Here is a 24,506-nt window from a genome sequence, read left to right on the forward strand (position 1 = left end):
TCCCCCTAATCTTTTTTGTATTTTGACCTAATACTTCTTATAACTAAGCATAGCCCTATTATAAAAGAAATAAAGAACCCTGCTATAGCAGTAAATTTTATCCATATATTATTTTCTATATTTGGTGATGCAATTATAAGTGAAGAACCTACTATGATGGATGCTAATACTAAACTTAATGACATTTGAGAAGTTAATTCTGTTATACAAATTTCTAATTTTGTCATTTTAACATCTTCAATTTGCATTTTTATATTATTTCTTTCTACATTTCTTAAGATTGCTTTTAACTGTTTTGGAATAGTTTTTACATCAAGCAATATCTCTTCCACATTTTGTCTTGAATTTAAAACTACATTCTTAGGATTGAATTTACTTTTATAATGATGCTTCATAAACTCTTTTCCCATAGAGCCAAGAGAAAAATCTGTATTCAAGGTTCTACTTGTACCCTCTAATGTTATAATAGTCTTTGCAAGTGTTACAAACTGTGCAGGCATAATTATCTTATACTGTCTAAAAAATCTAAACAATTCATTTAATATATCTGTCACATTTATCTTTTCTATAGAGATATCATAGTAGTAATGTATTAGATACAGTAAATCCTGTCTAAGACCTTTAACATCAGCTTCTCCATTTAATGCATCCATTTCTATTAATAAGTAAATTATTTTATCAACATTTTTTTCTACACCTGCTAATGCAATTTCATTTAATTGGTTCAAAGTTCTATTATCAATAATTCCAATCATTCCAAAGTCTATATATGCTATCTTGTTTCTGCCAACTATAAATATATTACCTGGATGTGGGTCTGCATGAAAAAAACCATGTGACAATACCTGTATAAAAAAAGACCTAACACCTATTTCGACAATAGTTTTTGTATTGTAGCCTAATTTTCTTATTTTTTCTACATCACTTAACTTTGTGCCATTAACTTTCTCCATTACTAAAATTCTCTTACTGTTATATTCTGAATATACTTTTGGTATATATACTTCATCACTATTTTTAAATATCCTAGAAAATTTAGTTGCATTTATAGATTCAAAATTGTAGTCAAGTTCTCTCATTAATTGAGTTTGAAATTCTTCTATCATTTGCTCTAAATCTAAATTAAAATCTTTTTTTAAGTCTTTTAATGTATGTGCAATAGTTCTAAGAATCTCCAAGTCAGATTTTATTATCTTCTCTATATTTGGCCTTTGAATTTTTACAATCACTTCTTCTCCTGTTTTAAGTATTCCTTCATAAACTTGACCAATTGAAGCTGCTGCTATTGGTTCTTCTTTAAATTCTGAGAATACTTCTTCTATGCTTAAGCCTACTTGTTCTTTAAATATTTCAATGGCTATATTTGAATCAAATTTTTCTACATCATCTCTAAGCTTTGATATTTCATCAATTATATCTTGGTCTAACAAGTCTTTTCTTGTACTCAATATTTGACCTATTTTTACATATGTAGGTCCTAGTTCTTCTAAGACTCTTTTCATTCTCTCACCAGTTGTCATATTTTTTATTTCTTCTGGTGGGTCAAATAGTGGTATTTTATATGCTATGCCCTCTATATTTAATCTTTCTACAATAAAACTAAAACCATACTTTATCAAAATATATCCAATTTCTCTATATCTCTTTAAATTCCTATAACTTATTCTCAAATTTTTTCACTCCTAGAATAGGTATACCCAAAAACTTACACCTTAATTTATCTCTGTCTACGACATTATTTTACTAATTGATACTCTAATATCTTATATCCTCTTTAATATTTAATTTTATCACATATACTAGTAATTTTATTAAATTTCTTTAACTCAGTTAATTTTTATTTTTGACATTTCATACCTATTCTAAACAACTGCTTTCTCAAAATTAAAATACCAACTAACCTAATAAAATAAATTAGTGGTTGCCTCAAAACAAATTTAAGCATGTTTTGAAACAACCACTCTTTAATTGTTATTTTTGATTTTGTGCTGCTTCTAAATACCATTGATATGACTCATCAATATATTTTTTATCTTCTTCAGTAAGTTCTCTAACTACTTTTCCGGGAGAGCCCATTATTAAAACTCCTGGTGGGAACTTTTTATTGGATGTAATTAATGTACCTGCTCCAATTAAAGTGTATTCTCCTATTTCAGCATTATCTAGTATTATTGAACCCATTCCAATTAAAACATTGTCACTAATTTTGCAACCGTGAACTATTGACCTATGCCCTACTGTTACATTATTCCCAATTACAGTATTTTCATCTCCATGTACTATTGAACAGTCTTGTATATTAGTATTTTCTCCAATAGTTATTGGTCCTTCATCTCCTCTAACTACTGCATTGTACCATACACTTGAATCTTTACCGATTTTAACATTTCCAATTATATCTGCTGATTTTGCTACAAAGACACTTTCATCAATTAAAGGTTTATCTTCTAAATACTCTCTAATCATATATAAACAACTCCTTTAAGATATAAATTTAATTATTTGCTCCTTCTAACATTAATTTTGCTTGTATCATAATAGAACATTCTGTACGCTTTCTTTGCATTTCACAGCCCAACTCATATGGTTTTGATATATCATTGTTGAAGTTTATTGCATTTGCATGACATCCACCTGAACAATAGAACTTATTCCAACATTTTTTACACTCTTCCTTAGTATATACATGAGCTTCTCTAAATGTATTTTTTAACTTTTCTGGAAGTACAATTTCTTTATCCAATATATTTGCCATTTTAAATTCTTCATTTCCAACAAATTGATGACATGGGTATATGTCTCCACTTGGTGTTACAGAAAGATACTCATTTCCAGCACCACATCCAGTTATTCTCTTTATTACGCATGGTCCTTGATTTAAATCTATCATAAAATGGAAAAATTTAAATCCATCTCCTTGTAACTGTCTATCTGCATACTCCACCGCAAATTTTTCATATTCATCAAATATTTTTGGTAAATCTTCCTCTCTAAGTGCATATGGATTACTTTCATCTCCAACAACTGGCTCTACAGATGTTAATTTAAACCCTAAATCTGCAAAATGCATAACATCTTTAGAAAAATCTAAGTTATCTCTTGTGAATGTACCTCTTATATAGTAATACTTATCTTTTGCTCTTCCTTCTACAAGTTTTTTAAATCTTGGCAATGTAATATCATAACTACCTTTGTCATTTAAAGTTGGTCTCATATTATCATTGACTTCTTTTCTTCCATCTAAACTTAAAACTACATTATGCATATTTTCATTTATATAATCTATAATTTCATCATTTAACAGAACACCATTTGTAGTTATTGTAAATCTTATATTTTTATTATAATCCTTTTCAATACTTTTTCCATATTCAACTAATTGCTTTACAACTTCAAAGTTCATTAGAGGCTCTCCACCAAAGAAATCTATCTCTAAGTTTTTTCTACTTCCAGAATTGGCAATCAAATAATCTATTGCTGCTTTACCGACTTCAAAACTCATAAGTTCTTTTTCTCCACCAAAATCCCCTTGAGCTGCAAAGCAATACTTACATTTCAAATTACAATCATGTGCTACATTTAAACATAATGCTTTTACTACAGGCTCTCTATGTACAAAGCTTGGATGATATTGATATGTATCTTCTGTATATAAAAGACCTTCTTTTTCTAAATTTAATATTTCTTCATATGCTTCATTTATTTTTTCTTCTTGATATTTAGATTTTAATATATCTAGTACTTCTTCTTTACTTTTTTCTTTATAAAAATCTAATAAATCGTATGCAACATCATCTAATACATGAACAGCTCCTCCATTCACATCTAAAACGATATTATATCCATTCATAGAAAATTTATGTATTATACTCATAACCTACCTCCTAAACTACTATCTATACTAAAGTTTTTTACTGTTTTAATTAAACTTTACCCTTCATTATATCATACAGTTTGCTTAAAATACATACAATACAAAAATGACTTACTACTCGTAAGTCATTTCAATGGATACACTATATCCCCCTAAATTAGCACACTTATACATTAAAAAATAAAGTATATTATGTACTCATAAAATAAAATTTTTGTATCTAATTACTTATTTTATATTTATTAAAAGTATAATAAGTTCTTTTTATAATAATTCTATATAAATAATTTGCTTATTTTGTATTTATTAAACCATAATATTTCTTATAATTATTTCATATAAATAATTGCTTGTTTTTAATTTATCTTTTTTAAATTCTTAATTTCTTTTGGTACCTTGGGTTGATGTATAATCCATGGACAAGTGCTATTTGCTGACAAAATTGCAGTACTCAGTGCTAATGAACTAGCACACTTCATAATTTTCACAATAAACTTTTTCATAATTTAATTCTCCCTCGTACACATTTTACTTATATTCTTTTTAGATTTTAATTTACCTAATACTAGCATTATACAAATCCAAAACATTGCAAAAGCACTATATATAAAGTAATCCATAAATACATTTGATGAAAAACTTGAAACTGTCATTAACAAGACTACTGTAGACATAGATATAGCAATTTTTTTATAAGTTAACTTTTCTATCTCACTTATAGGATTACTTTTATGCTCTACTGGACACATGATGCAAATTCCAATCCAACTAATACTAGCAATAATCATAATAATATTTTTAAATAAATATACATTTAGATTTTCTATAATAAATATTGTAGATAAGATTATAAAAATAAAGGTTAATAGACATCTAAAATAGTTATTTGCATGATACCCTCCAGAAAATTGCCTTATTGGACAGTAACATATTAAAAAAAATAATATATATGTAAATTTCCCAAATAAAAAACCTAAGAGTAGTATGGTCGTTATATTAACTATAAAAGCAATTAATATTTCAAATCCATAAGAATACACCCTAGATTCATGGTTATCTATCATGTTGTTATAAATTAAAACAGATGTCATTTTATCAGCATATCTCTTAAACATTATAACCTCCAGAAAAAAATTTTACATATATAGAATAGCGTCTTTTTTGAGAAAATTCAATATATTTTTCAAAACTAGTTATTGAAATTGTAAAACTGGTCAAAAAAAGACCTATATAATCATTTTGTTATTTTTTATATAATAAAAAAGTTATAATAAAAGAGTTTTATTAAGCTTTATATGCATAAAAGCACATAACTTATAGCATATAAGTTATGTGCTTTTATTTTTATTATAAATCCTTAATTTTATATTTATTTTTATGATATACCTTAGTTTTGCTTTTATTTTCGTAATATATATGTTTAACTTTGTTTTTGCTTCACATATTGAAGTGCTTTTCTATTCTGTTTTACTGCCTCTAAACAAACTTTTTCTGTTTGATTTTCTACATATTCCAAAGCTCTATAATTCTGTTTTACTGCTTCTAAACATATCTTTTCTGTTTGATTTTTAACATATTTTATCATTCTATAATCTTGTCTTACTGCCCTTAAACAAATATCCTCTGTTTGTTCTTTTACATATTTAAGTGCCTCAAAACTTTGATTTACTGCTTCCAAACAAACCTTTTCTGTTTGCTCTTTTACATATTGTATAGCACTGTAATTTTCTTTTACCGCCTCTATACACATTGATTCTGTTTGCTCTTCTATATATTTAAGAATATTTCCATTTTGCTTTACTGCCTCTAAACATACTTTTTCTGTTAGTATCTTTATATAGGTCAATATTTCTTTTATTTCAAAATCTTTAAATGAGCCCCTTATAGCTTCTATACATATTTCTTCTGTCTGTTTCTTTACATATTGTAATACTTTCCCATTTTGTCTTACTGCCTCTAAACAAATATTCTCTGTCTGCTCTTTTACATATTGTAGTGCTCTTCCATCATTTCTTACTGCCTCTAAACAGATTTCTTCCGTCTGCTTATTTACATATTGAAGAGCCATATAACTTCGTCTTACTGCTTCTATACATATTTTTTCTGTCTGTTCATTTACATAATACAAGGCAAAATCATTTTGCTTTACTGCTTCTATACATATTTCTTCTGTCTGTTCTCCTACACAAGGCAATGCACTGTAGTTTTCCTTTACTGCTTCTAAACATATACTATTATTTTGTTCCTTAACATAAGCTAAAGACTTTCCATCTTTTTTTACTGCTTCTAAGCATATTGTTGGAGTCTGTTCTTTTATATCCTTTAATATTTCTGCCACATCATTTTTTGATGCCCTTTCTATTAATTCTAAGCATACCTCTTCTGTCTGCTCTTCAACAAATCTAAAAACTTCCATAACATCATGAGTTGATGCACTTCTTATAGCTTCAATTAATATATTTTCTGTCTTGTCGTTTACATAATATAAGGCTCTATAATTCTGTTTTACAGCTTCTATACATATAGCTTCGGTTTGATTTGTTATGTATTTGAGAGCTTTATAAGTCTGCTTTACTGCCTCCATGCACACCCTATCATTCTTATCTTTTACAAATTCTATTATTGTACCATCTTGCCTTACTGCTAGTAAACACATTTCTTCAGTTTGATTTTCTATGTCTTTTAATTCTCTATAGTCATATTTCACTCTGCTTAAGTCATTTAAATGTACATTATTATCTTCTTCTGAATTATCCTCATTAATTTTTATATCATCCTCAAATTCTTCATCATCTAAATAGTCATCTTTATCTGGCAAAAACATAGATTTAATTTTATTTTTTATATCCATAAAATTAACCTCCTTTAATACGATTTTATCATTAAAGTAAATCATTTTTAAGTATTTATTTAATTAATTTTATATTAAGTTCTTTTAAAAGTCCATTCATTGTCGATAGATTCTATTTTATATTAATAATTTAATTATAAACATGCGGGGTAATAAAGTTAATAGTGGACATTTTTCATCCCATTAGTATATACTATTTATATTTAATACTCATTTATAGTTATTTTTTTCAATTTTTTCATCATTTACTATATCATATTCATTTAATTTATGATATTATTTAAGTATAATATAAGTTTTATAAAGTATATTAAATATATTATAAGATGGAGGTTGAGTAATTTTGAAAGGAAACATAGTACAATATAATTTTGCAGATATAGAGGAAGAAGTATATTCATTGGATTATGCTATAGCATGGAATATAGACGAGGAAAACGTAAACATTATACCATTTACAAATAAATTCTGTAAAGAATCTATAGAATCTTTTTGTTTAGGTAAAATTGACAACTTTGTTGAAATATTAAATGAAGGCTTTGTTGAAAATCATCATTATGTACATTTGGATAAGATGGTAAGTGTTCCTAAGAAAAAAGTTAATTTAGTATATCAACAAGACACATATGGTTCTCTTTTAAGAGATAGCAATAGTAATCTTATTCCTGTAAAAATAACTTCAGAACAATCTAAGTCTATATCAAATAAGGTTGATTTATTTTGTGCTGGTGAAGAAAAATGTTTAATTAATATATTACTAAAGGCTGACCCATCATATGTTTTGGATGTAGATAGCATAAAAGATAAAAACATCTTAAATTTAGGTTATGAATCTATTGATAGATACAAAGAATATAACTTTGATGATGATAAGATTTTAATATTTTTTATAAATAAAAAGCGTTATTCTGTAATTATGAAAAAAACAAATAATTCTAATGGAGATTTAGCTACTAGAAACAATGTTATTAAGGAGTTATTTGCTAATAAAGCAGGAAATATCAACTAATCTTAGGATTTTAATGTGATAATTTTTGATTAAATAATAATATACAAAGTGGGAGTAGAAAAATCTACTCCCACTTATTTATAATAAACAAATAAATCCCTGAATCTATTGAGTGATTATAATTTTTAGATTGTACTAGCTTACATTTTTAAATTTACATTTTAAAATTTAAGGTGCACTTTCTACTCTAAACTTTAATCTCTACATCAATATCATCAACTGTAACACTTACAATTAAATCTTTAATAATCAAACCTTAGACCATATATATTAAAACTCAAATTAAATTCAGGATTTATCTGGATATCACATTAGAATTATACATTCATATTCAATATCTTAAGTTCTTAATTTATTTTACCCTTAATTCTATTATTAAATACTTTTAATTATTTTTCAATACAATATCAAATTTTAACATTAATAATTTTAAGTTTAAATTTATTTCGTAAATCCAGATACTTTCCACACTCCACCATCATTTATAACATCAATATTAATGTCAGAAAAACCTAATTTTCCACCAGCCTTTTCTACCCCATCATTGGCAAATATTACATTATAACTTCTTTTATCTTTTTCTTCTTCTTCTCCTAAATCCATTTTTTCTATATATACAATTGTATCGCTATTAATATAATCTGGTAAATTCATTTCAAATCTAGTATCAGTGAACTACCATCCACTTAACTACCTACGGTAATGTTTGAAGTGGTGGCTTCTTGGTCAAGATAACTATTGTTATCAGTATCTCCAAGCTATTGGGCTAGTTCCTAACCCTTATGATTACCATTTATATGGCTAAGTTTAGTAGATTGATACTTGCTATCTCTATCGTGGAATGCTCCACACTCTGGACATTCCCATTCTCTTAGTCCTAAGTTCTTCACTAATGGATTTTTATATCCACATTTAGAACATAATTGACTAGATGCGAAATTCTTATCTGCTACTATTATTTCTCTACCATACCAATTAGCTTTATATTCTAACATTCTTCTGAACTCCGACCAACTTGCTTCGCTTATAGCTTTCGCTAACTTATGATTTTTCACCATATTCTTTACCTTCAAGTCCTCAATAACTATAACTTGGTTTTCGTGTATTAGTTTAGTTGATAACTTATTTAGGAAATCTGCTCTTTGGTCTGATATCTTTTGATGCAACCTTGCTACCTTCAATCTTGCTTTATATCTATTATTGCTTCCTTTTTGTTTTCTTGATAAGTCCTTTTGTAGTTTAGTTAATCTTTTCTCTGATTTTCTAAAGTGTTTAGGATTATCTACTCTAAATCCATCGCTACATATTGCAAATTCTTTCAATCCAACATCTACACCTATTTTCTTATCAATAGTTTTTAGTTTCTCTATTTCAGTTTCTGCTAATATAGAAATATAATATCTATTACCTGGTGTTCTCGATATAGTACAACTCTTTATTTCTCCATCAAACATTCTATGTTGTTTTATCCTAACCATCGATTTTAGTTTAGGTAATTTTATATATCCATTTTCAATCCTTACAGTACCTTTTTGGTTGTTAGTAGTATAACTATGGTAGTTTATTTTCTTAGATTTGAATTTAGGAAAACCTACTGATTTATCTCTAAAAAAGTTTTTATAGGCTTTATCTAAATTCATTTGTTCATTTGCTAGTGCTAAACTATCAACTTCTTTTAGGAACTCATATTCCTTTTTGTAATGTGCAGGTGTAGGATATTTTATTTTTTTAATATCTAAGTCCTTGTTTTCCTCATATGCTTTAATCCTATAGGATAACATAAGATTATATATAAGTCTGCTACATCCAAAAGTTTTAGCAAAATATTCTTTTTGTTCGCTATTTGGATATAATCTATATTTATATGCTCTTAGCATATTATCCCTACTTTCCTTGATTTTCTATGTATTATTTTACAACATCCAATGGAGCTCCACCAGTTGTTACTAGACAATAATTTTTGCTCCAAAAGTATTCTTTCCATAAGGACTTACGAATACTTAGAAATTCATTCTTTATTCTTCTACTTGATGCTGATTTATAAGCATTTAGGAGTTTAGATATCTCTGTATTTGGTTTTGCTTTGAATAACAAGTGCACATGGTCAATATCATGATTCCATTCTAGCAACTCCACTCCATAATTTGGGGAGATATCTACAAATATATCTTTTAGTCTATCTGATATAGAGTTATCTATTACTTTTCTTCTATATTTTATACACATAACTAAGTGATAGTGTAACAAAAATACTTAATGATTATTACTATCTAATTTCATTGTAGTTACTTCCTTTCAGTTTTTACTACTGATTTTATAATACAATACATTTTTTGAAAATCAAGTAAAATAAATAACCTATCGGTTAGGCTTACATCCTCCATCTCCTATGACGAGGAAGAGGAATTTCGCCATAGGAGGTTAAATATATACTCTTTAAACCATTCACCCTTAATATATATTACCATATTTCAAAAGTACATCCACATAACATTAATACATATTCAGGTGCAATTACCTAAAAAATAAGTCTACAAAAAACACAAACTATAATTAAAGTATTATAAATTTTAATTTATAATAATAAAAAAGCCATAGCGTATAAAATAAACTATGGCTTTTCTTTACTTATTGAGTTATTCATATTATTTATAACATATCTACATGGATATTTTATATAATATAAGTTTGTAAATTACATATTATATATTTTATAAATTACATGTTAAAAGTTGTTTCAATATATCTTTTTATTTCTTCCGCAGTACCCATATTAAGTACTTCATCAGCTAATTTTTTCATATCCGCTTCTTTAACTGAAGTTATTAATTTTCTAGCAGGAAGTATTGATATTGGAGACATAGAAAACTCGTCTAATCCCATACCTAAAAGTATTGGTATCATTTTTTGGTCTCCAGCAGATTCTCCACACATACCTGCCCATTTACCTTCTTTATGTGCATTATCTATAACTGTCTTTATAAGTCTTAAAACAGCTGGATTAAATTGATTGTAAAGATAGCTTATCTTTTGATTCATTCTATCAACTGCACAAGTATATTGTATTAAATCATTAGTTCCTATTGAGAAGAAATCTACATGTTTAGCAAGTATATCAGATATTACAGCAGCAGATGGCACTTCTATCATCATACCGATTTCTACATCTTTAGCATAAGCTATACCTTCAGAATCAAGTTCTGCTAAAACTTCTTTTACAACTTCTTTAGCTTGTAATAATTCTTCTAAAGATGAAATCATAGGGAACATTATTCTCAATCTTCCATGAACACTTGCTCTATATAAAGCTCTTAATTGAGTCTTAAATATATCTGTTCTATCTAAACAAAGTCTTATTGCTCTGTAACCTAAAAATGGATTCATTTCAGGTTCCATAGTCAAGTAACTTAACTCTTTATCTCCACCTATATCTAATGTTCTTATAACTATAGGTTTACCTTCCATTCCTTCTAATACAGCTTTATAAGCTTCATATTGTATTTCCTCAGTTGGGAAAGAATCTCTATCCATATATAAAAATTCTGTTCTATAAAGACCAACACCTTCAGCATCATTCTTTATTAGACCTTCTATATCATTAGGAGTTCCTATATTACCAGCTAATTCCACGTGTTTCCCATCAAGAGTTACTGATTGCTTTCCTTTTAATAATTGTAATGCTTTTCTTTCCTCTTCATACTTAGCTTTTAACTCAGTGTATTTGCTTATAGTTTCTTCATCTGGATTAACGATTACTTCACCAGTATCTCCATTGAAAACTACAAAATCTCCATCTTTAACATTTGAAGTTATATCACTTAGTCCAACGATTGCAGCGATTTCTAAAGTTCTAGACATTATAGCTGTATGAGAAGTTCTTCCACCTATGTCAGTTAAAAATCCTAAAACCATTTTTTTGTTCATAGTTGCTGTATCTGATGGAGTTAAATCATGTGCTATTAATACTACTTCTTCACTTAAAGCAGATAAATCAACAACTTTGATTCCTAGTATATGTCTAAGTATTCTATTTGTAACGTCCTTTATGTCTGCTGCTCTTTCTTTCATATATTCATTGTCCATAGACTCAAACATACTAACAAACATTTCTTTTATTTCATTTAAAGCATATTCTGCATTTACATTTTCAGTTTTGATTTTATCAATTGCAGAACCAATTAACTCTGGGTCTTCTAAAACTAATAAATGTGCTTCAAATATTTCTGCCTCTTCTTCTCCTAATTCTTGAGAAGCTTTTTCCTTAACTTTTATTAATTCTTCTTTAGAAACTACAACTGCATTTTCTAATTTAGCAACTTCCGCTTCAACATTATCTATAGTTTTTTTCTCAATTACTAACTCACTATGCTCAACTACTAACGCTTTCCCTAAAGCAATACCAGGAGAAGCTCCTATTCCTTTGTAAGCCATAACCCTACCTCCTAAAAATATCTTCTGTATTTTGATTCCAAATTTATAATTAAAAATATCTTACTTATTTCATCATTTAAAATATTTATATTTTCATACCCAATTAATAATAATCTTAATCTTCTGATTAAATAAACATGAAAGTAACAAAGAAACTAAATATTTACAAACTTTTGTCTGTATATTTTTAATGTTTCTCTGTTACTTTTACTCTAAGCAATGATTAGATTATAAATACCAAATTTTTAGAAATTATTATATCTACTCTCCAAATCCACTTTCAACTAATTCAACCATTGCTGCTAAAGCTACTTCTTCATCTTCTCCATTTACAACTAATTTTAATTCTTCTCCTTGAGCTAAACCTAAACTCATTATTCCCATGATTGATTTTGCATTTACAGTTTTGTCTTTTGCCACAACTTCTACTGTTGATTTAAACTCAGCAGCCTTCTTAACAAACATTCCTGCTGGTCTAGCATGTAATCCACTTGCATTTTTGATACTAACTACTTTTTCCATTTTTTAAATCCTCCTATAAACCTAACATTTTATATTTTTTAAAATTGTTTTCCTATTTTTTACTTTAATGGCACTTAGTGGTACTTTTTTGTCCTATGGTCATTTTTTGTTCCCACTAGTGCTACAAAAATATTATACTACTAATATACACTTTTTTCGAGTATAATTACAAATTTTTTTTTGTTTTTTATTTAACTTTGACTTTTTAAGTCTTTTATAATACAATTTGTCAATAATTTTGTGTTTTTGTTCTTTTTAATACTGATTTTAGGTCTAATTTCAAAATTTGATGCTAAATTCTTATTAGAATCAATATTTGTATTTACAACATCTATAACCTTATTAAAATCATATAATTTTACCCTATTTATACTATTTTCTTCAAGTTTTTTCTCATATACACAGTAAAATAAATCTTTATATGAAAAATTTTTGGGTAAACCAAGTGTCTCACCAAGCTTTGGTATTACATTTTCCATAACAGTTCTAAGCGAAACATCTCTTTTTATATTCAATAAGTTACAAATACATTGTATTGTTTCATTACTCATTCTTCTAAATCTATCAAAACAATACTCTTCATCATACTTATACTCTACATCAAAGTAATACTTAATACCATCGCATCTTTCATAAGCTTTCATGGTATCTAAATATCCTAATCGAATATTTTTTTCTACATTATCTCTATCTTTATTAAGAGAACCGCCTAAATATTCTGATGGTATTATGGTTTTTATATTTATATTTTGATGTTTATTTAGGTTCATTTTTCCAAGAAAATCATCAATTAACCTAATTACAACAACATCTTCATATCCTTTATCTTCTAAAAGCCCTATTGGCATATTATCACAAAACATTCCATCCAAATACAATTTATCATCCATTACATTTGTTTGGAAAATAGGCAAACTAGAACTAGCAATTAAATAATCAACCAATCTACCTTGTGGCATATCTTCTATATACAATGGATGAGGATTAATTTTTTTATCCCACCAAACCGTAACAAGTCCAAAGTCTTTTTTTGATTTTCTTATTATATCTTCATTTAATGTAGTTTCCATCAAGTGTCTTAATGGGCTTATATCTATACCTTCATTTTTTCTGGCTTTATTTATAAGTTCAAAAACTGCATTGATATTTTTCGTAGTAAAATCTACATTTTTAAATCTCTCATAGCTTTCTTTGTCAATATTCATAAAATGAGTATAATCATAGTTTAGCCATATATCTTCCATTACCTCAATATCGTTTTGAATTATATATGCTCCATTCAAAGCCCCAATTGATGTTCCTGTTACTCCTTGAAATTCTATACCAAGTTCTCTTAAAGCTTTATACGCACCTATTTGATAAGCTCCTTTTGTTCCTCCACCTTCTAAAACTAATCCTTTCATATTATCACCTACTATTTAAAGCGTTCCTAATTTATATTCCTCAGCAAATATTAATTCAAAAAACTACTTTTAGCTATTGGAGAAAAATAAAATTGTACAAATTTATTTTTATTTTATCAAAAAAATATTCAAAAGTATATATTTTTAATATTTTTTATATGGTTAACTTTTTCTTTATCAATTTAGATAAATTATTAACATTCAACATATTTTTTCATATCCATACTTATTTATATTCCCAAAGAATCTATTACTAATTTATCTATTTTTATCTGCAATTTTTCTACTCTGTCTTTGTCTATTGTTTCATTTAATAAAATTGATATTATTTGTTTTGATAAATCCTCTATTGCTTCATAATTATTATCTCTAAAAATTCTTATCTTCATAACCTTATTAGGATAATAATCATATATATTTTTACTCATTTTTTTAGCTGTTATTTTAAAGTATTTATCATATACACTAGAATTTAAAATTCCAACTAAATATTCATATGAAAATTTATCTAAATACTCATCTTTTATGAAAAAAGAATATACATCTGCACTTGAAAAATTATTATCATAATCTATAGCAAACCTATTTTCTTTGGATTTATATGGATACATTATCTTTTTTCTTTCGAAAAAAAGCTTTTCTCTACCCCATTGAAGCTCATACCACTTTCTTATTCCACTTTTACATTCTCTTCTGTTTTCTAATTTAGTCTTATACACACCTATAATTTCATCAAGTATTTTTTTGTTTTTAACCTCGTCATCTATATCATTTGAGTATATTAACTTATATTTACTTTTCTCTACTACATACTTGTTTATATTTTTGCTTTTTATCCAATCTTTTAAAAGCTTCTCATCTACAAAATTTAATTTTAAATCCCCTTCACTTAAAATAAAAGCCTTATCACATCCTGTAATTATGCCTTGAAAGCTTACAGCTATGTCTTCTAGGCTATATTTACCTTTTTCTTGTATTTTATTATAAAAAGATTCATTATCCTTATTTACAATTATCCATTCATCAGAAAGCAAGTTTTGATTTATATTAAAATATTCAAATTTACTACTATTTAAAAGTTCTTCTAGTGTTTCAAATTTATTTATAGATACATCTTCATTCTTTATTCTAAATATATCTATAGGCGTATCATTCAATTTTTTTTTATTAAAAGTAAGAATACAACTAGAAACACCTATATTTTTAAATATATTTGCACCCAAAAAATCTACTATTTCTTTAATATTAACATTTGACTTAATATAATCTCTCAAATCTTTTCCTGACAAACTTTCTAAGAAATATCTCGGCGTTATAACACTTCCAGTTCCTCCACATTTTAAGATATCTATAATCTTTTTATAAAAACAAAAATATAAGTCAGCTTTATCTTTATAAACTTCACTGTACTTTTCTAAAAGAAATTTTTTATATTTTTTTTCAAGTTTTTTATGTCCAATATACGGAGGATTACCAACTATGTAATCAAACTTATATCGCCAGTTTTTCTTTAGACTATCACAACAAAATAGGTTGATTTTAATACCTTCATCTTCTAAATCATTCGTTGTCTTTTTGTTTTTTAAGCTATCCTTTAGTATATTTATAGCATTTTCATCGATATCAGCACCATATATACAATAGTTCAATATATGATTGTGTATATTATCAATCTGCCAATAATTTTCATCATATTTATTTTTTAATTCATAAATATTTTTTTCAAATAAGTCATATAAAATATCATATACTTCTAAAAGAAAGTTCCCACATCCACAAGATATGTCAAGAATTCTCGGATATGGATTTTTAATTATATCGTGATTTCTCAAGGTTTTTTTAACAATATAATCGACAATGATTTTAGGTGTATAGTATATTCCACCTGCTTTTTTAGTATCTACATCTAAACTATTCTCATACTCTTTAGATAATAGAAAATTATCTTGAGATATATCATCCATAACTGAAAACCTCCAACTATTAGCTAAGCTAAAAATTTATTATTCTAATATCTGTCTTATAGATTTTCTTGATAAAAGTTTATAGATTTCTTTTTCTATCTCTAGTAATTCCTGATTTACCTTGCAACCTTTTAAACAATTACTACAATTAGATACATATCTAGTACATTTATTTATATATATTTTCCCATCAATTATTTCTACAATTGTTCTCAAACTTATTGTATCCAATGATACATTTAACATGTATTTCTTTCCATCTTCTTTATTAAAAGTAAGTAAATTATTTGCACAAAGTTTTCTAAGTAGTTTATATAGTGTTAATATTGGTATATCTTCATTCTTTAATATTGTTTTGACATCTATTGGATTATTTTCTCCATTATTAAATATAGCTCTTACAATTCTTATTGCATAATCTACGTCTTCTGAAATCATTATTCCACCTCCTCAACTGCCATATATTCTTTCAAAAGACTCTCTTCTAAACTTATATTACTTCTTCCAGTAAGAAGTTCCTTGTAACTACATTCTTCTATTGGCTTAGAAAATACATAACCTTGTATAAAATTACATCCCATATTATTTAAAACTTTAACTTGTTCCATATCCTCTACACCTTCACATATAACAGCTAAATTTAAATCGTGCGAAAGATTAACAATGGCTTTTATCATAACCTTTGTTTTTGAGTTGGTTACTATATCTAATATAAGTGACCTATCAATTTTTATAACATCTACTGGTATCCCCTTAAGATTGATAAAATTTGAGTTCCCTATGCCAAAGTCATCCAATGATATATTCATACCTAAAGATTTAATTTCATAAAGTCTCTCACTAATAAATTTTACATCATTTAAAGCTGTTGTTTCTGTTATTTCTATTTCTACAAGTTTTCTAGGAACATTATATGTATCAAACATCGACTTAAAAAAATCTACTAAATCATTCTTATAAAGTTCTACTCTAGATAAATTTATTGAAACTGGTAAAACATTTATCCCTTCTGAAATCCATTTATCAATAGTAATAAAAACTTCTTCAATCACCCATCTACCAATATTATTTATCAAACCACTTTTCTCAGCTATAGGTATAAAATTATTTGGAGCAACCATACCTAAGGTTGGATGAATCCATCTTATTAATGCTTCTGAACCTATAATTTTATTTGTACTTGAATCAAATTTAGGTTGGTAGTGAATTATGAACTCTTTGTTTTTAATAGCTAAAAATAAATCTTGTTCTATTTTCATAAGTGATTTTATTTCTTTTTCCATAGCATCATCAAATTCAACATATTCTATATGCTTTAATCCTTTTGATTTAATTCTTGCCATATCAGCATTATCTATGGCTTTTTTTATGTCAATTTCATCATTATTAAATTTATAAATACCAATAGAAGCTTCAATGTTTATATTCATTTTAAAACTATCTATCTGACTCAAGGTCACAATTTTATTTTTAATAAGGTTTGCCAAATTAGGAATCTTTTCATCTCTATCTTCAAGTTTTATTATTAATAAAAAGACATCGCTTTTTAACTTTCCATAAATAGCTTCATTTCCAAAATAATTTTTTAAGTTGTTTGAGATATTGTCTAATGCTTCATCCCCTAGCTTATAACCATATATCTCATTTATAAGTTTAAGTCTGCATAAATCAAAGCATGCTAACACACAATTTTCTCTCTTATTAGCAAATATATAACTTTGAATATGTTGTAAAAAGTCATCATCCTTAGTGATGTTTATAAGTTTATCCAAATTACTTGTGATATCTAAATTAATTTCGTCTTCATATGCCTTAACCTTAAGGTATGAAATAAACATACTTATGCTAAATAAGATTAATAAAAGCAAAATTTGACTCTTAATGTCTATTCCAATATGCTTTGTAAGTAAAACTATTCCCAAAACACCAATTATAATAAAAACTATTTTATTTAACCAACAAATTTTCATTATACTTTTTTTATTCATATAAATTCCCCTATATTATTTTTTAAATTATTTTACAATCAAACTTTTTTTATATTATATATTAATTATAAGGCACAATTGCTAGTAAATCAATCTAACTTAAAATCACATATAAATAACTCTATTTCTACGATTTTATTTCTCTATTTTTTTCAAATACCAACTAATTTTGACAAAAAAAACTATGAAGACAGACATACATAAAACAGTCTGTAGTTTCATAGTTCTTGAATCTAAATAATCTTTTCAGTATGAAATCATACTTTTAATATAATTCACACCTTTGCATTTTTAATTTAACTTTTACATTTAGATAATAATTAAATTATTTGTTTCCCTTAGAATCCAAATATGAAAGTATACCTTGAACAATTCCCTCTGTAAGTTGCTCTTGATATTTCGCATTTATTATTTTTTGCTCTTCTGAAGGCGTTGTTAAAAAACCACACTCTATTAATATAGCTGGCATATTTGATTCTCTAAGTACTTCAAAATTATTTTCAATTATTCCCCTATCCCTTACTTTAACATAAGATGCTATTGTACTTTGAACTGTTTGTGCAAATTCTTTTGAGCCATCTGTAGCTTTATTTCTATACCATGTTTCTATACCCGTTGCTGTATTTCCATTTTTTTCTGCATTTAAGTGTATAGAAACAAGTACATCAGCAGAGCTATTTTTTGCTAAGTTTACTCTATCCATTAATGATACATATGTATCATCAGTTCTAGATACAACTACTTGAATGTCCTTTTGCTTAGCTAATTTATTTGCTAATTTCTTTGAAATTTGTAAAGTAAGGTCTTTTTCATATCTGTTACTAGTTTTACTTTGAGTTCCTTTATCATTTCCTCCATGACCTGGGTCTATAAATACAGTATATTTTTTGTTTTTATTTTCGTTTTCATCACCAAGGTCAAATTGTTCTGAGTCAACTTTTTGTTGTTGATTTGCTTTATTATTTTTATCCATCCCTTTGACCAAAGCTACTACACCTTGAGTAGCCTTAAATGCAATAAATAAAAATAACGCTGTAAAGCAAATCAGTACTACTAACTTTTTTTTATTTATTTTTCTTTTTTTTCTATTTAGATAGCTGGTATTTTTAGATTTGTTTCTTGAATTATTGTTATTATTGCTTTTCGACATTTCTTCACCCTTCTTGGTATAGATTTTTACATTTTTTCATATTATTAGTGTTATTTTACCACCAAGAAGTTTTTTTTTCAATAATTTAAAATACTCTACAATCTAAAAACTGAAATTTCTTAATTATCCGCCTAAAGTGACATCTTGTGTATCATACCAACTAAAGGCATCTTTTATATCATCACCTTTGAAATCTGGCCAATAATTATCTATAACATAAAAGTCTGCATAAATTGATTGCACAGGCAAGAAACCGCTTAATCTGCGTCTTCCTCCCCATCTAATTATCAAATCCAGTCTTGACACATCAAATGACTGTATGTAATCCTGTATGTTATTCTTATTTACATTTTCTACTCCTGATATATTATTTAAATCCCAATACCATCCATAATTTACCAGTAAATTTGCTCTTATCTGTCCATCTTTAGCTTGAATTCGATTTGTATATGGTAATAATTCTTCTGGGAACATTGGAGATTTTGTGTTTCCAACAACTAGTAAAGCTGCACCTTCTTCTATCAATATATTTGCTGCATCAATACATGCTTTTGTAAACGCTTTTGTCTGGACTGATGGACGTCTTGTATTATCAGTTGTAAATCCATAAAAAGTTACTTCTTCACAACCTAAATCTCTACATAATCTATAAGATTCTAGTCCAGGATTTATTCCACTTTCATATCCTCTATCCTTTGTCATTCCATTTTGACTTGCCCATCTTCTGTTTCCATCTGGGATAATTCCTACATGTTTTGGTACTCTCATTTTTAATCACCTCTTAATAGGTATTATTATCAAATTCTTACATTATTAATCAAAACTGTAACATTAAATACATTTATTTTTATATAATTATGTAGTAAACTAAATTAAGATAGAGTTAAAAAAACTTGGAGGTTTCTCATGAAAAAAATTTTAATGTTGTTTTTTTCAATAATCTTATCCTTTGGAATGGTTAGTTGTTCTTCAAGTAGCGATTATAAAAACGTTTCTACATCAAAAATTGAAAAAGCATTAAAGTCTTCTGATTTGCTTATAAAAGAATCAAAATTTTTTGATGCAAAAGAATTTAATTATTTTAACGATGTAGAAGAAGACATTACACAAGGTTTTGTAATCAATTCTTCTGAAAAATTATATCTAGAAGATATCATTGTCATAAAAACTGACGATGTAAATAAAATCTATAAAACTCTAGAAAATTATAAAAGAGACATGATTCAAGCACCTTTTGGAGAAGGACATGGAGAAAAAAACAATTCTGAAATAGCAAACAGTACTATTGTTGAAAAAGCAGGTAAATATGTTTATTTGATTTCCGCAGAAAATGTATCTCAAATAGAGGACAAAATACTGAGTATCATAAAAAAATAAATATCTTTATTGATGTTTATTAAATATCAATGTAATTTTTATATAAATAAATTTATTTTATCAAAAATTACATTGATATTTTTTATTTATTCAATTAGTATCATTTAACTCTCTTTGATATTTATATTTTTCTTTTTTCCTAAAACTAAACTTATTAATATCAAATCGACCATAATTACAGTCAATACTAAGTATGTCATCCATGCTAATGTATATCCACCAGACATATCATATAGTTAGTTAGTTTCTATTTCTGCAATTTCTCCCAATACTTCTTCAAGCTGTAATTTATATGCTTCCTTTAATTTATCATTTATACCAGCCAAAATAATCTTTTTCATTTAGAACCCCATCATAGATGGCTATCCAATTTTTATGACTTCTTTTATCTTATCTACAACACCATTTTCAGTATTTCTTTTTGCTCTAAATCTAGCAATTTCTTTCAAATACTCATTTGCATTCTCCATGGCATAGCTATGATAAGCACTCTTCATCATTTCCACATCATTCAATTGGTCACCAAATACCATAGTTTCTTCATATTTTATATCTAACATTCTTTGTACTTTTTTTATGGCACTTCCTTTATTCGCACCTTTTGCAGTTAAGTCAAGCCACTCTACCCCAGAAATACATACTTGAGCTCTATCAGAAAACTTATCAAAGTAGATACTATTGTTATGTTCTGCACCTTTGAAATCATGTATAGCTATCTTTAATATATCACCTTCTACTTCAGTCAAGTCATCTACAATTTTAAACTTTGCATAGTAAGTATTAACTTCTTCTATAAAAGCTTCATCTTTGCTCTCTATATAGGCGTATTTTTTACCACTCATTACAATTTTTTTCCCTTTTATACTTCTTGTTGTCTCTATGATTTCATTTACTAACTCTTTATCCAAAGGATTTGATAATATTTCTTCTCCTTTATATACTACTAATGTTCCATTCTCTGAGATAAACATCATATCATCTTTTATATCTTCAAATTTTTTTATAAGATTTTGATACTGCCTGCCACTTGCAGCAGAAAACATTATTCCCCTCTCTCTTAATTTTTTAAATACTTTATAAAATTCTGGATTTATTTCGCTCTTTTCATCTAACAAAGTTCCATCTAAGTCTGTTGCTATTAATTTTATCATACATTTCCTCCCCCAAATTATATAATTTATGATTATTTTTTATTAATTTTTATCAGTTTAAATTTTCAATTCCTATTATACACCAAAAATTCTAAATTACAATTTACACCTTTTGTAAGATGATATAACTACAATCAGGAAAATATTTTTTCCAATATATACAGTAATTTATAAAAATTTAAATCTTCATATAATTATATTCCAAGAAAATTAATAATAACTACACACTTCCTTCTATAAAATATTATAAAAATAATTATATTATGACAAACTTATGCTAATTTATTGTGTTTTTTATTGCTTATGTAACAATTTTTTAATATAATTAACTATGTGTAATTAAAAAATTTAGAAAGTAGGGGATATTATTGTCAGGACTCAAAAAATTTGTTATATTTCTAGCCCTTTTAGTCATAGCATTTCCTGTCAGTGTATACGGATATGTTTTTACTAAATTAAAAACTATCCAAGATGATAGTATAAATACAGAGGCTCTTAGCAGTAATGACTATAAAAATGAAGAAGATATTACAAATATATTATTATTAGGTACAGATGCAAGACCAGGAGAAGAAGTTTCTCGTTCTGATGCCATGATGATATTAACTATTGATAATAAAAATAAAAGTCTTAAATTAACATCATTAAATAGAGATACGTACGTTAATATACCAGGACATGGAGAGCAAAAATTAACACATGCTTATGTATATGGTCAAGCTAATTTATTAATAGAAACTATAGAAGAAAATTTCCAACTCGATATACAGAATTATGCTGTAGTTGACTTTTTCTCTTTTATGGATATAGTTGATGCTCTAGGAGGGGTTACTGTTACAGTTGATAAGAGTGAAATAAGAGAATTAAACAAATTTATACCTGAAACTTATAAATGGCATAAAAATTCTGACAAAGGCTCTCTTGAGTATATAAGAAGTTCAGGTGAGCAAAAACTAAATGGATATCAAACACTTGCATTTTCTCGTATAAGAAAAAATGATAGTACAGATGAGAGAGATAGAAGACAAAGAAGTGTTATACAAAGTTTAATAAATGGTGTTAAGGATTTACCAGTTACCAAATATCCTAATCTAGTTAATACTATACTTCCATATGTTAAAACTAATATGAGTCCTAATGAAATAATTTCTCTAGGAACAAAACTTTTAAGTATTGGAAACTTAGACTTAAAATCAATGGAATTCCCTCTTTCTACTGAAAATGGTAGAAAAATTGGTAGTGCAGGCTATGTAATTCCTTTTGAAGAATATGAATTAGATGCAATGCACGACTTCATATTTGAAGATATTATGGTTGAAGAGTAAAATATTTATTTATATTAATAAAAAGTTATATACAGAATTTGACAGTAAGTGCATGCCTTTCAAGAAGCAAATTATTTTGTAATTGATAGGTGTGTACTTATTTTTATTGTAAAAAAACATATAAATCTTATTTTTCTTTAAAAATTTAATTAATTTTTTAAAGAGTATACTACACATACTTTTAATTATATATAAATTGACAAATTTTCTTATAAATTATGCCATTGTCTTTTTTTTGTAACTGAAACAAGTATTGAATATATCTCAATACTTTAATATAATTAAGTGTATGCTATTAAAAAATATACAGGAAAAAGAAGAAAGAAGGGGTACTTTTGTCAAAATTAAAGAAATTTGTTATACTACTGGCTTTCTTGGTAGTAATATTCCCTATAAGCGTCTATGGATATTTTTATTATAAATTATCTACTATTCATGACTCAAGCATAAATAGTGATTTATTAGATAATAATGACCATAAAAATGAAAATGGGATAACTAACATACTACTTATGGGAACAGATGCTAGACCAAATGAAGATTCTTCAAGGTCAGATGCTATGATGATATTAACTATTGATAACAAACATAATGATATCAAACTTACATCATTAGCTCGTGATAGCTATGTAGACATCCCTGGTCATGGTAAACAAAAACTTACTCATGCCTATGCTTATGGACAAGCTGATTTATTAATACAAACAATTGAAGAGAACTTTAATGTTGATATTCAAAATTATGCTTGTGTTAATTTCGAATCATTTATGTATATAATTGATGCTATTGGTGGCGTTGAAGTTACAATTGAAAAAGGAGAAATAAGTGAATTAAATAAATTTATTCCTGAAACTTATGGTTGGAATAAAAGTGATGATAAAGGTAGCATACAATATATTAGAAAATCTGGAGCACAAACTTTAAATGGATATCAAGCATTATCTTTTGCACGTATCAGACATAATGATACAGCTTTTGCAAGAGATGGAAGACAAAGAGAGATTATACAAGCTATAATCAAGAAAACAGAAACCTTACCTGTTACTAAATATCCAGGTTTATTAGATGCTGTTCTTCCATATGTTAAAACTAATATGAAACCTAATGCAATACTTTCTTTAGGAGCTCAAGTTTTAAAAATGGGCGACTTAAATGTTAAACAATTTGAATTCCCTATTGATGATGAAATTCATAGTACAGGTGGTATATATGGAAAGGCTGGTTGGGTTCTTAGATTTGACCCAGATACTTTAGATATATTACATGATTTTATATTTAATGATATAGAATTTAAACAATAATAACACTAAAAAACATTTAATACAAATATTATTATAAAATATAAGATTAAATATAGAAAAAGAACTATATTACATAATTATTTTCAAGTTGTTATCCATGCTTGATTATAAAATGTATATAGTTCTTTTTTTAATTTCTACTTTTATTTAATACTTTTTA

At 26.6% G+C, this 24,506-nt stretch carries 22 protein-coding genes; 4 read left to right on the plus strand and 18 right to left on the minus strand.

Translation table 11 applies throughout. The annotated features are described in order from the left end of the window. Positions 1 to 5: 5 nt before the first annotated feature. The 6 genes from IC758_RS14930 to IC758_RS14955 form a co-directional block, all read right to left on the minus strand. Positions 6 to 1,670: an ABC1 kinase family protein gene (locus IC758_RS14930; protein WP_227434486.1), complete on the minus strand. Its 1,665-nt coding sequence runs from the start codon at positions 1,668 to 1,670 to the stop codon at positions 6 to 8. A gap of 301 nt (positions 1,671 to 1,971) precedes the next feature. After that, positions 1,972 to 2,466 carry a gamma carbonic anhydrase family protein gene (locus IC758_RS14935; protein WP_227434485.1) on the minus strand — a complete coding sequence of 165 codons (495 nt, stop codon included), beginning with the start codon at positions 2,464 to 2,466 and terminating at the stop codon, positions 1,972 to 1,974. A 28-nt stretch (positions 2,467 to 2,494) separates the two neighbouring features. Beyond that, entirely contained in the window at positions 2,495 to 3,874 is a 1,380-nt protein-coding gene (scfB, locus tag IC758_RS14940) for a thioether cross-link-forming SCIFF peptide maturase (protein WP_227434484.1), read from the minus strand. Between the two features lie 356 nt (positions 3,875 to 4,230). Then, a complete protein-coding gene (locus IC758_RS14945; RefSeq protein WP_227434483.1) occupies positions 4,231 to 4,377 on the minus strand; it encodes a cyclic lactone autoinducer peptide in 147 nt (48 codons plus the stop codon). A 3-nt stretch (positions 4,378 to 4,380) separates the two neighbouring features. Then, complete coding sequence (locus IC758_RS14950; RefSeq protein WP_227434482.1) at positions 4,381 to 4,989, minus strand: accessory gene regulator ArgB-like protein; 609 nt, start codon at positions 4,987 to 4,989, stop codon at positions 4,381 to 4,383. A 305-nt stretch (positions 4,990 to 5,294) separates the two neighbouring features. Continuing rightward, positions 5,295 to 6,725 (minus strand): DUF4116 domain-containing protein, encoded by a 1,431-nt coding sequence (locus IC758_RS14955; protein ID WP_227434481.1) that lies wholly within the window; start codon positions 6,723 to 6,725, stop codon positions 5,295 to 5,297. A gap of 343 nt (positions 6,726 to 7,068) precedes the next feature. On the opposite strand from IC758_RS14955, the gene IC758_RS14960 reads away from it, so the two are divergent. Beyond that, positions 7,069 to 7,734 carry a hypothetical protein gene (locus IC758_RS14960; RefSeq protein ID WP_227434480.1) on the plus strand — a complete coding sequence of 222 codons (666 nt, stop codon included), beginning with the start codon at positions 7,069 to 7,071 and terminating at the stop codon, positions 7,732 to 7,734. A 441-nt stretch (positions 7,735 to 8,175) separates the two neighbouring features. Here the strand turns inward: IC758_RS14960 and IC758_RS14965 are convergent, their stop codons facing one another. From IC758_RS14965 to IC758_RS15015, 11 genes are all read right to left on the minus strand, one after another. Beyond that, complete coding sequence (locus IC758_RS14965) at positions 8,176 to 8,388, minus strand: hypothetical protein (RefSeq protein ID WP_227434479.1); 213 nt, start codon at positions 8,386 to 8,388, stop codon at positions 8,176 to 8,178. Positions 8,389 to 8,507: 119 nt separating this feature from the next. Further along, the gene (gene tnpB, locus IC758_RS14970; RefSeq protein ID WP_413927358.1) at positions 8,508 to 9,611 is read right to left on the minus strand and encodes an IS200/IS605 family element RNA-guided endonuclease TnpB; all 1,104 of its coding nucleotides are present in this window, start codon (positions 9,609 to 9,611) and stop codon (positions 8,508 to 8,510) included. 31 nt (positions 9,612 to 9,642) lie between these two features. Continuing rightward, entirely contained in the window at positions 9,643 to 9,960 is a 318-nt protein-coding gene (tnpA, locus tag IC758_RS14975) for an IS200/IS605 family transposase (protein WP_255630929.1), read from the minus strand. A gap of 492 nt (positions 9,961 to 10,452) precedes the next feature. Beyond that, positions 10,453 to 12,165, minus strand: coding sequence for a phosphoenolpyruvate--protein phosphotransferase (gene ptsP, locus IC758_RS14980; protein ID WP_227434477.1), 1,713 nt, complete (start codon positions 12,163 to 12,165; stop codon positions 10,453 to 10,455). A 261-nt stretch (positions 12,166 to 12,426) separates the two neighbouring features. Continuing rightward, positions 12,427 to 12,687, minus strand: coding sequence for an HPr family phosphocarrier protein (locus tag IC758_RS14985; RefSeq protein ID WP_003422895.1), 261 nt, complete (start codon positions 12,685 to 12,687; stop codon positions 12,427 to 12,429). 191 nt (positions 12,688 to 12,878) lie between these two features. Beyond that, positions 12,879 to 14,090, minus strand: a complete 1,212-nt coding sequence (locus tag IC758_RS14990; RefSeq protein ID WP_227434476.1) for a patatin-like phospholipase family protein — start codon at positions 14,088 to 14,090, stop codon at positions 12,879 to 12,881. Between the two features lie 230 nt (positions 14,091 to 14,320). Then, positions 14,321 to 16,054 carry an Eco57I restriction-modification methylase domain-containing protein gene (locus IC758_RS14995; RefSeq protein WP_227434475.1) on the minus strand — a complete coding sequence of 578 codons (1,734 nt, stop codon included), beginning with the start codon at positions 16,052 to 16,054 and terminating at the stop codon, positions 14,321 to 14,323. A gap of 39 nt (positions 16,055 to 16,093) precedes the next feature. Further along, entirely contained in the window at positions 16,094 to 16,492 is a 399-nt protein-coding gene (locus tag IC758_RS15000; protein WP_227434474.1) for an RrF2 family transcriptional regulator, read from the minus strand. Next, on the minus strand, positions 16,492 to 18,042 hold the full coding sequence (locus IC758_RS15005) for a putative bifunctional diguanylate cyclase/phosphodiesterase (RefSeq protein ID WP_227824284.1): 1,551 nt from the start codon (positions 18,040 to 18,042) through the stop codon (positions 16,492 to 16,494). Before IC758_RS15005 ends, IC758_RS15000 begins: the two co-directional genes overlap by 1 nt. Positions 18,043 to 18,367: 325 nt before the next feature. Then, positions 18,368 to 19,192, minus strand: coding sequence for an N-acetylmuramoyl-L-alanine amidase (locus IC758_RS15010; RefSeq protein WP_227434472.1), 825 nt, complete (start codon positions 19,190 to 19,192; stop codon positions 18,368 to 18,370). 123 nt (positions 19,193 to 19,315) lie between these two features. Beyond that, complete coding sequence (locus IC758_RS15015) at positions 19,316 to 19,960, minus strand: undecaprenyl diphosphate synthase family protein (RefSeq protein WP_227482127.1); 645 nt, start codon at positions 19,958 to 19,960, stop codon at positions 19,316 to 19,318. Positions 19,961 to 20,098: 138 nt separating this feature from the next. Here IC758_RS15015 and IC758_RS15020 point away from each other — a divergent pair, with 138 nt between their 5' ends. Further along, entirely contained in the window at positions 20,099 to 20,569 is a 471-nt protein-coding gene (locus tag IC758_RS15020) for a DUF4358 domain-containing protein (RefSeq protein ID WP_227434470.1), read from the plus strand. 362 nt (positions 20,570 to 20,931) lie between these two features. On the opposite strand, the gene IC758_RS15025 is transcribed toward IC758_RS15020, so the two are convergent. Beyond that, positions 20,932 to 21,720, minus strand: a complete 789-nt coding sequence (locus IC758_RS15025) for an HAD family hydrolase (RefSeq protein WP_227434469.1) — start codon at positions 21,718 to 21,720, stop codon at positions 20,932 to 20,934. A 368-nt stretch (positions 21,721 to 22,088) separates the two neighbouring features. On the opposite strand from IC758_RS15025, the gene IC758_RS15030 reads away from it, so the two are divergent. Beyond that, on the plus strand, positions 22,089 to 23,045 hold the full coding sequence (locus IC758_RS15030; RefSeq protein ID WP_227434468.1) for an LCP family protein: 957 nt from the start codon (positions 22,089 to 22,091) through the stop codon (positions 23,043 to 23,045). Positions 23,046 to 23,380: 335 nt separating this feature from the next. Continuing rightward, a complete protein-coding gene (locus IC758_RS15035) occupies positions 23,381 to 24,346 on the plus strand; it encodes an LCP family protein (RefSeq protein WP_227830829.1) in 966 nt (321 codons plus the stop codon). The last annotated feature ends 160 nt before the right edge of the window (positions 24,347 to 24,506 follow it).

Origin of the sequence: Clostridioides sp. ES-W-0016-02, from assembly GCF_020641035.1 — a bacterium.
In the GTDB taxonomy this organism is placed as follows: domain Bacteria; phylum Bacillota; class Clostridia; order Peptostreptococcales; family Peptostreptococcaceae; genus Clostridioides.

Bases quoted from the DNA above. Each gene is read 5' to 3' on its own strand.
- IC758_RS14935 (WP_227434485.1), bottom strand. From the start codon at position 2,466: ATGATTAGAGAGTATTTAGAAGATAAACCTTTAATTGATGAAAGTGTC.
- scfB (WP_227434484.1), bottom strand. From the start codon at position 3,874: ATGAGTATAATACATAAATTTTCTATGAATGGATATAATATCGTTTTA.
- IC758_RS14945 (WP_227434483.1), bottom strand. From the start codon at position 4,377: ATGAAAAAGTTTATTGTGAAAATTATGAAGTGTGCTAGTTCATTAGCA.
- IC758_RS14950 (WP_227434482.1), bottom strand. From the start codon at position 4,989: ATGTTTAAGAGATATGCTGATAAAATGACATCTGTTTTAATTTATAAC.
- IC758_RS14955 (WP_227434481.1), bottom strand. From the start codon at position 6,725: ATGGATATAAAAAATAAAATTAAATCTATGTTTTTGCCAGATAAAGAT.
- IC758_RS14965 (WP_227434479.1), bottom strand. From the start codon at position 8,388: ATGAATTTACCAGATTATATTAATAGCGATACAATTGTATATATAGAA.
- tnpB (WP_413927358.1), bottom strand. From the start codon at position 9,611: ATGCTAAGAGCATATAAATATAGATTATATCCAAATAGCGAACAAAAA.
- tnpA (WP_255630929.1), bottom strand. From the start codon at position 9,960: ATGTGTATAAAATATAGAAGAAAAGTAATAGATAACTCTATATCAGAT.
- ptsP (WP_227434477.1), bottom strand. From the start codon at position 12,165: ATGGCTTACAAAGGAATAGGAGCTTCTCCTGGTATTGCTTTAGGGAAA.
- IC758_RS14985 (WP_003422895.1), bottom strand. From the start codon at position 12,687: ATGGAAAAAGTAGTTAGTATCAAAAATGCAAGTGGATTACATGCTAGA.
- IC758_RS14990 (WP_227434476.1), bottom strand. From the start codon at position 14,090: ATGAAAGGATTAGTTTTAGAAGGTGGAGGAACAAAAGGAGCTTATCAA.
- IC758_RS14995 (WP_227434475.1), bottom strand. From the start codon at position 16,054: ATGGATGATATATCTCAAGATAATTTTCTATTATCTAAAGAGTATGAG.
- IC758_RS15000 (WP_227434474.1), bottom strand. From the start codon at position 16,492: ATGATTTCAGAAGACGTAGATTATGCAATAAGAATTGTAAGAGCTATA.
- IC758_RS15005 (WP_227824284.1), bottom strand. From the start codon at position 18,042: ATGAATAAAAAAAGTATAATGAAAATTTGTTGGTTAAATAAAATAGTT.
- IC758_RS15010 (WP_227434472.1), bottom strand. From the start codon at position 19,192: ATGTCGAAAAGCAATAATAACAATAATTCAAGAAACAAATCTAAAAAT.
- IC758_RS15015 (WP_227482127.1), bottom strand. From the start codon at position 19,960: ATGAGAGTACCAAAACATGTAGGAATTATCCCAGATGGAAACAGAAGA.
- IC758_RS15020 (WP_227434470.1), top strand. From the start codon at position 20,099: ATGAAAAAAATTTTAATGTTGTTTTTTTCAATAATCTTATCCTTTGGA.
- IC758_RS15025 (WP_227434469.1), bottom strand. From the start codon at position 21,720: ATGATAAAATTAATAGCAACAGACTTAGATGGAACTTTGTTAGATGAA.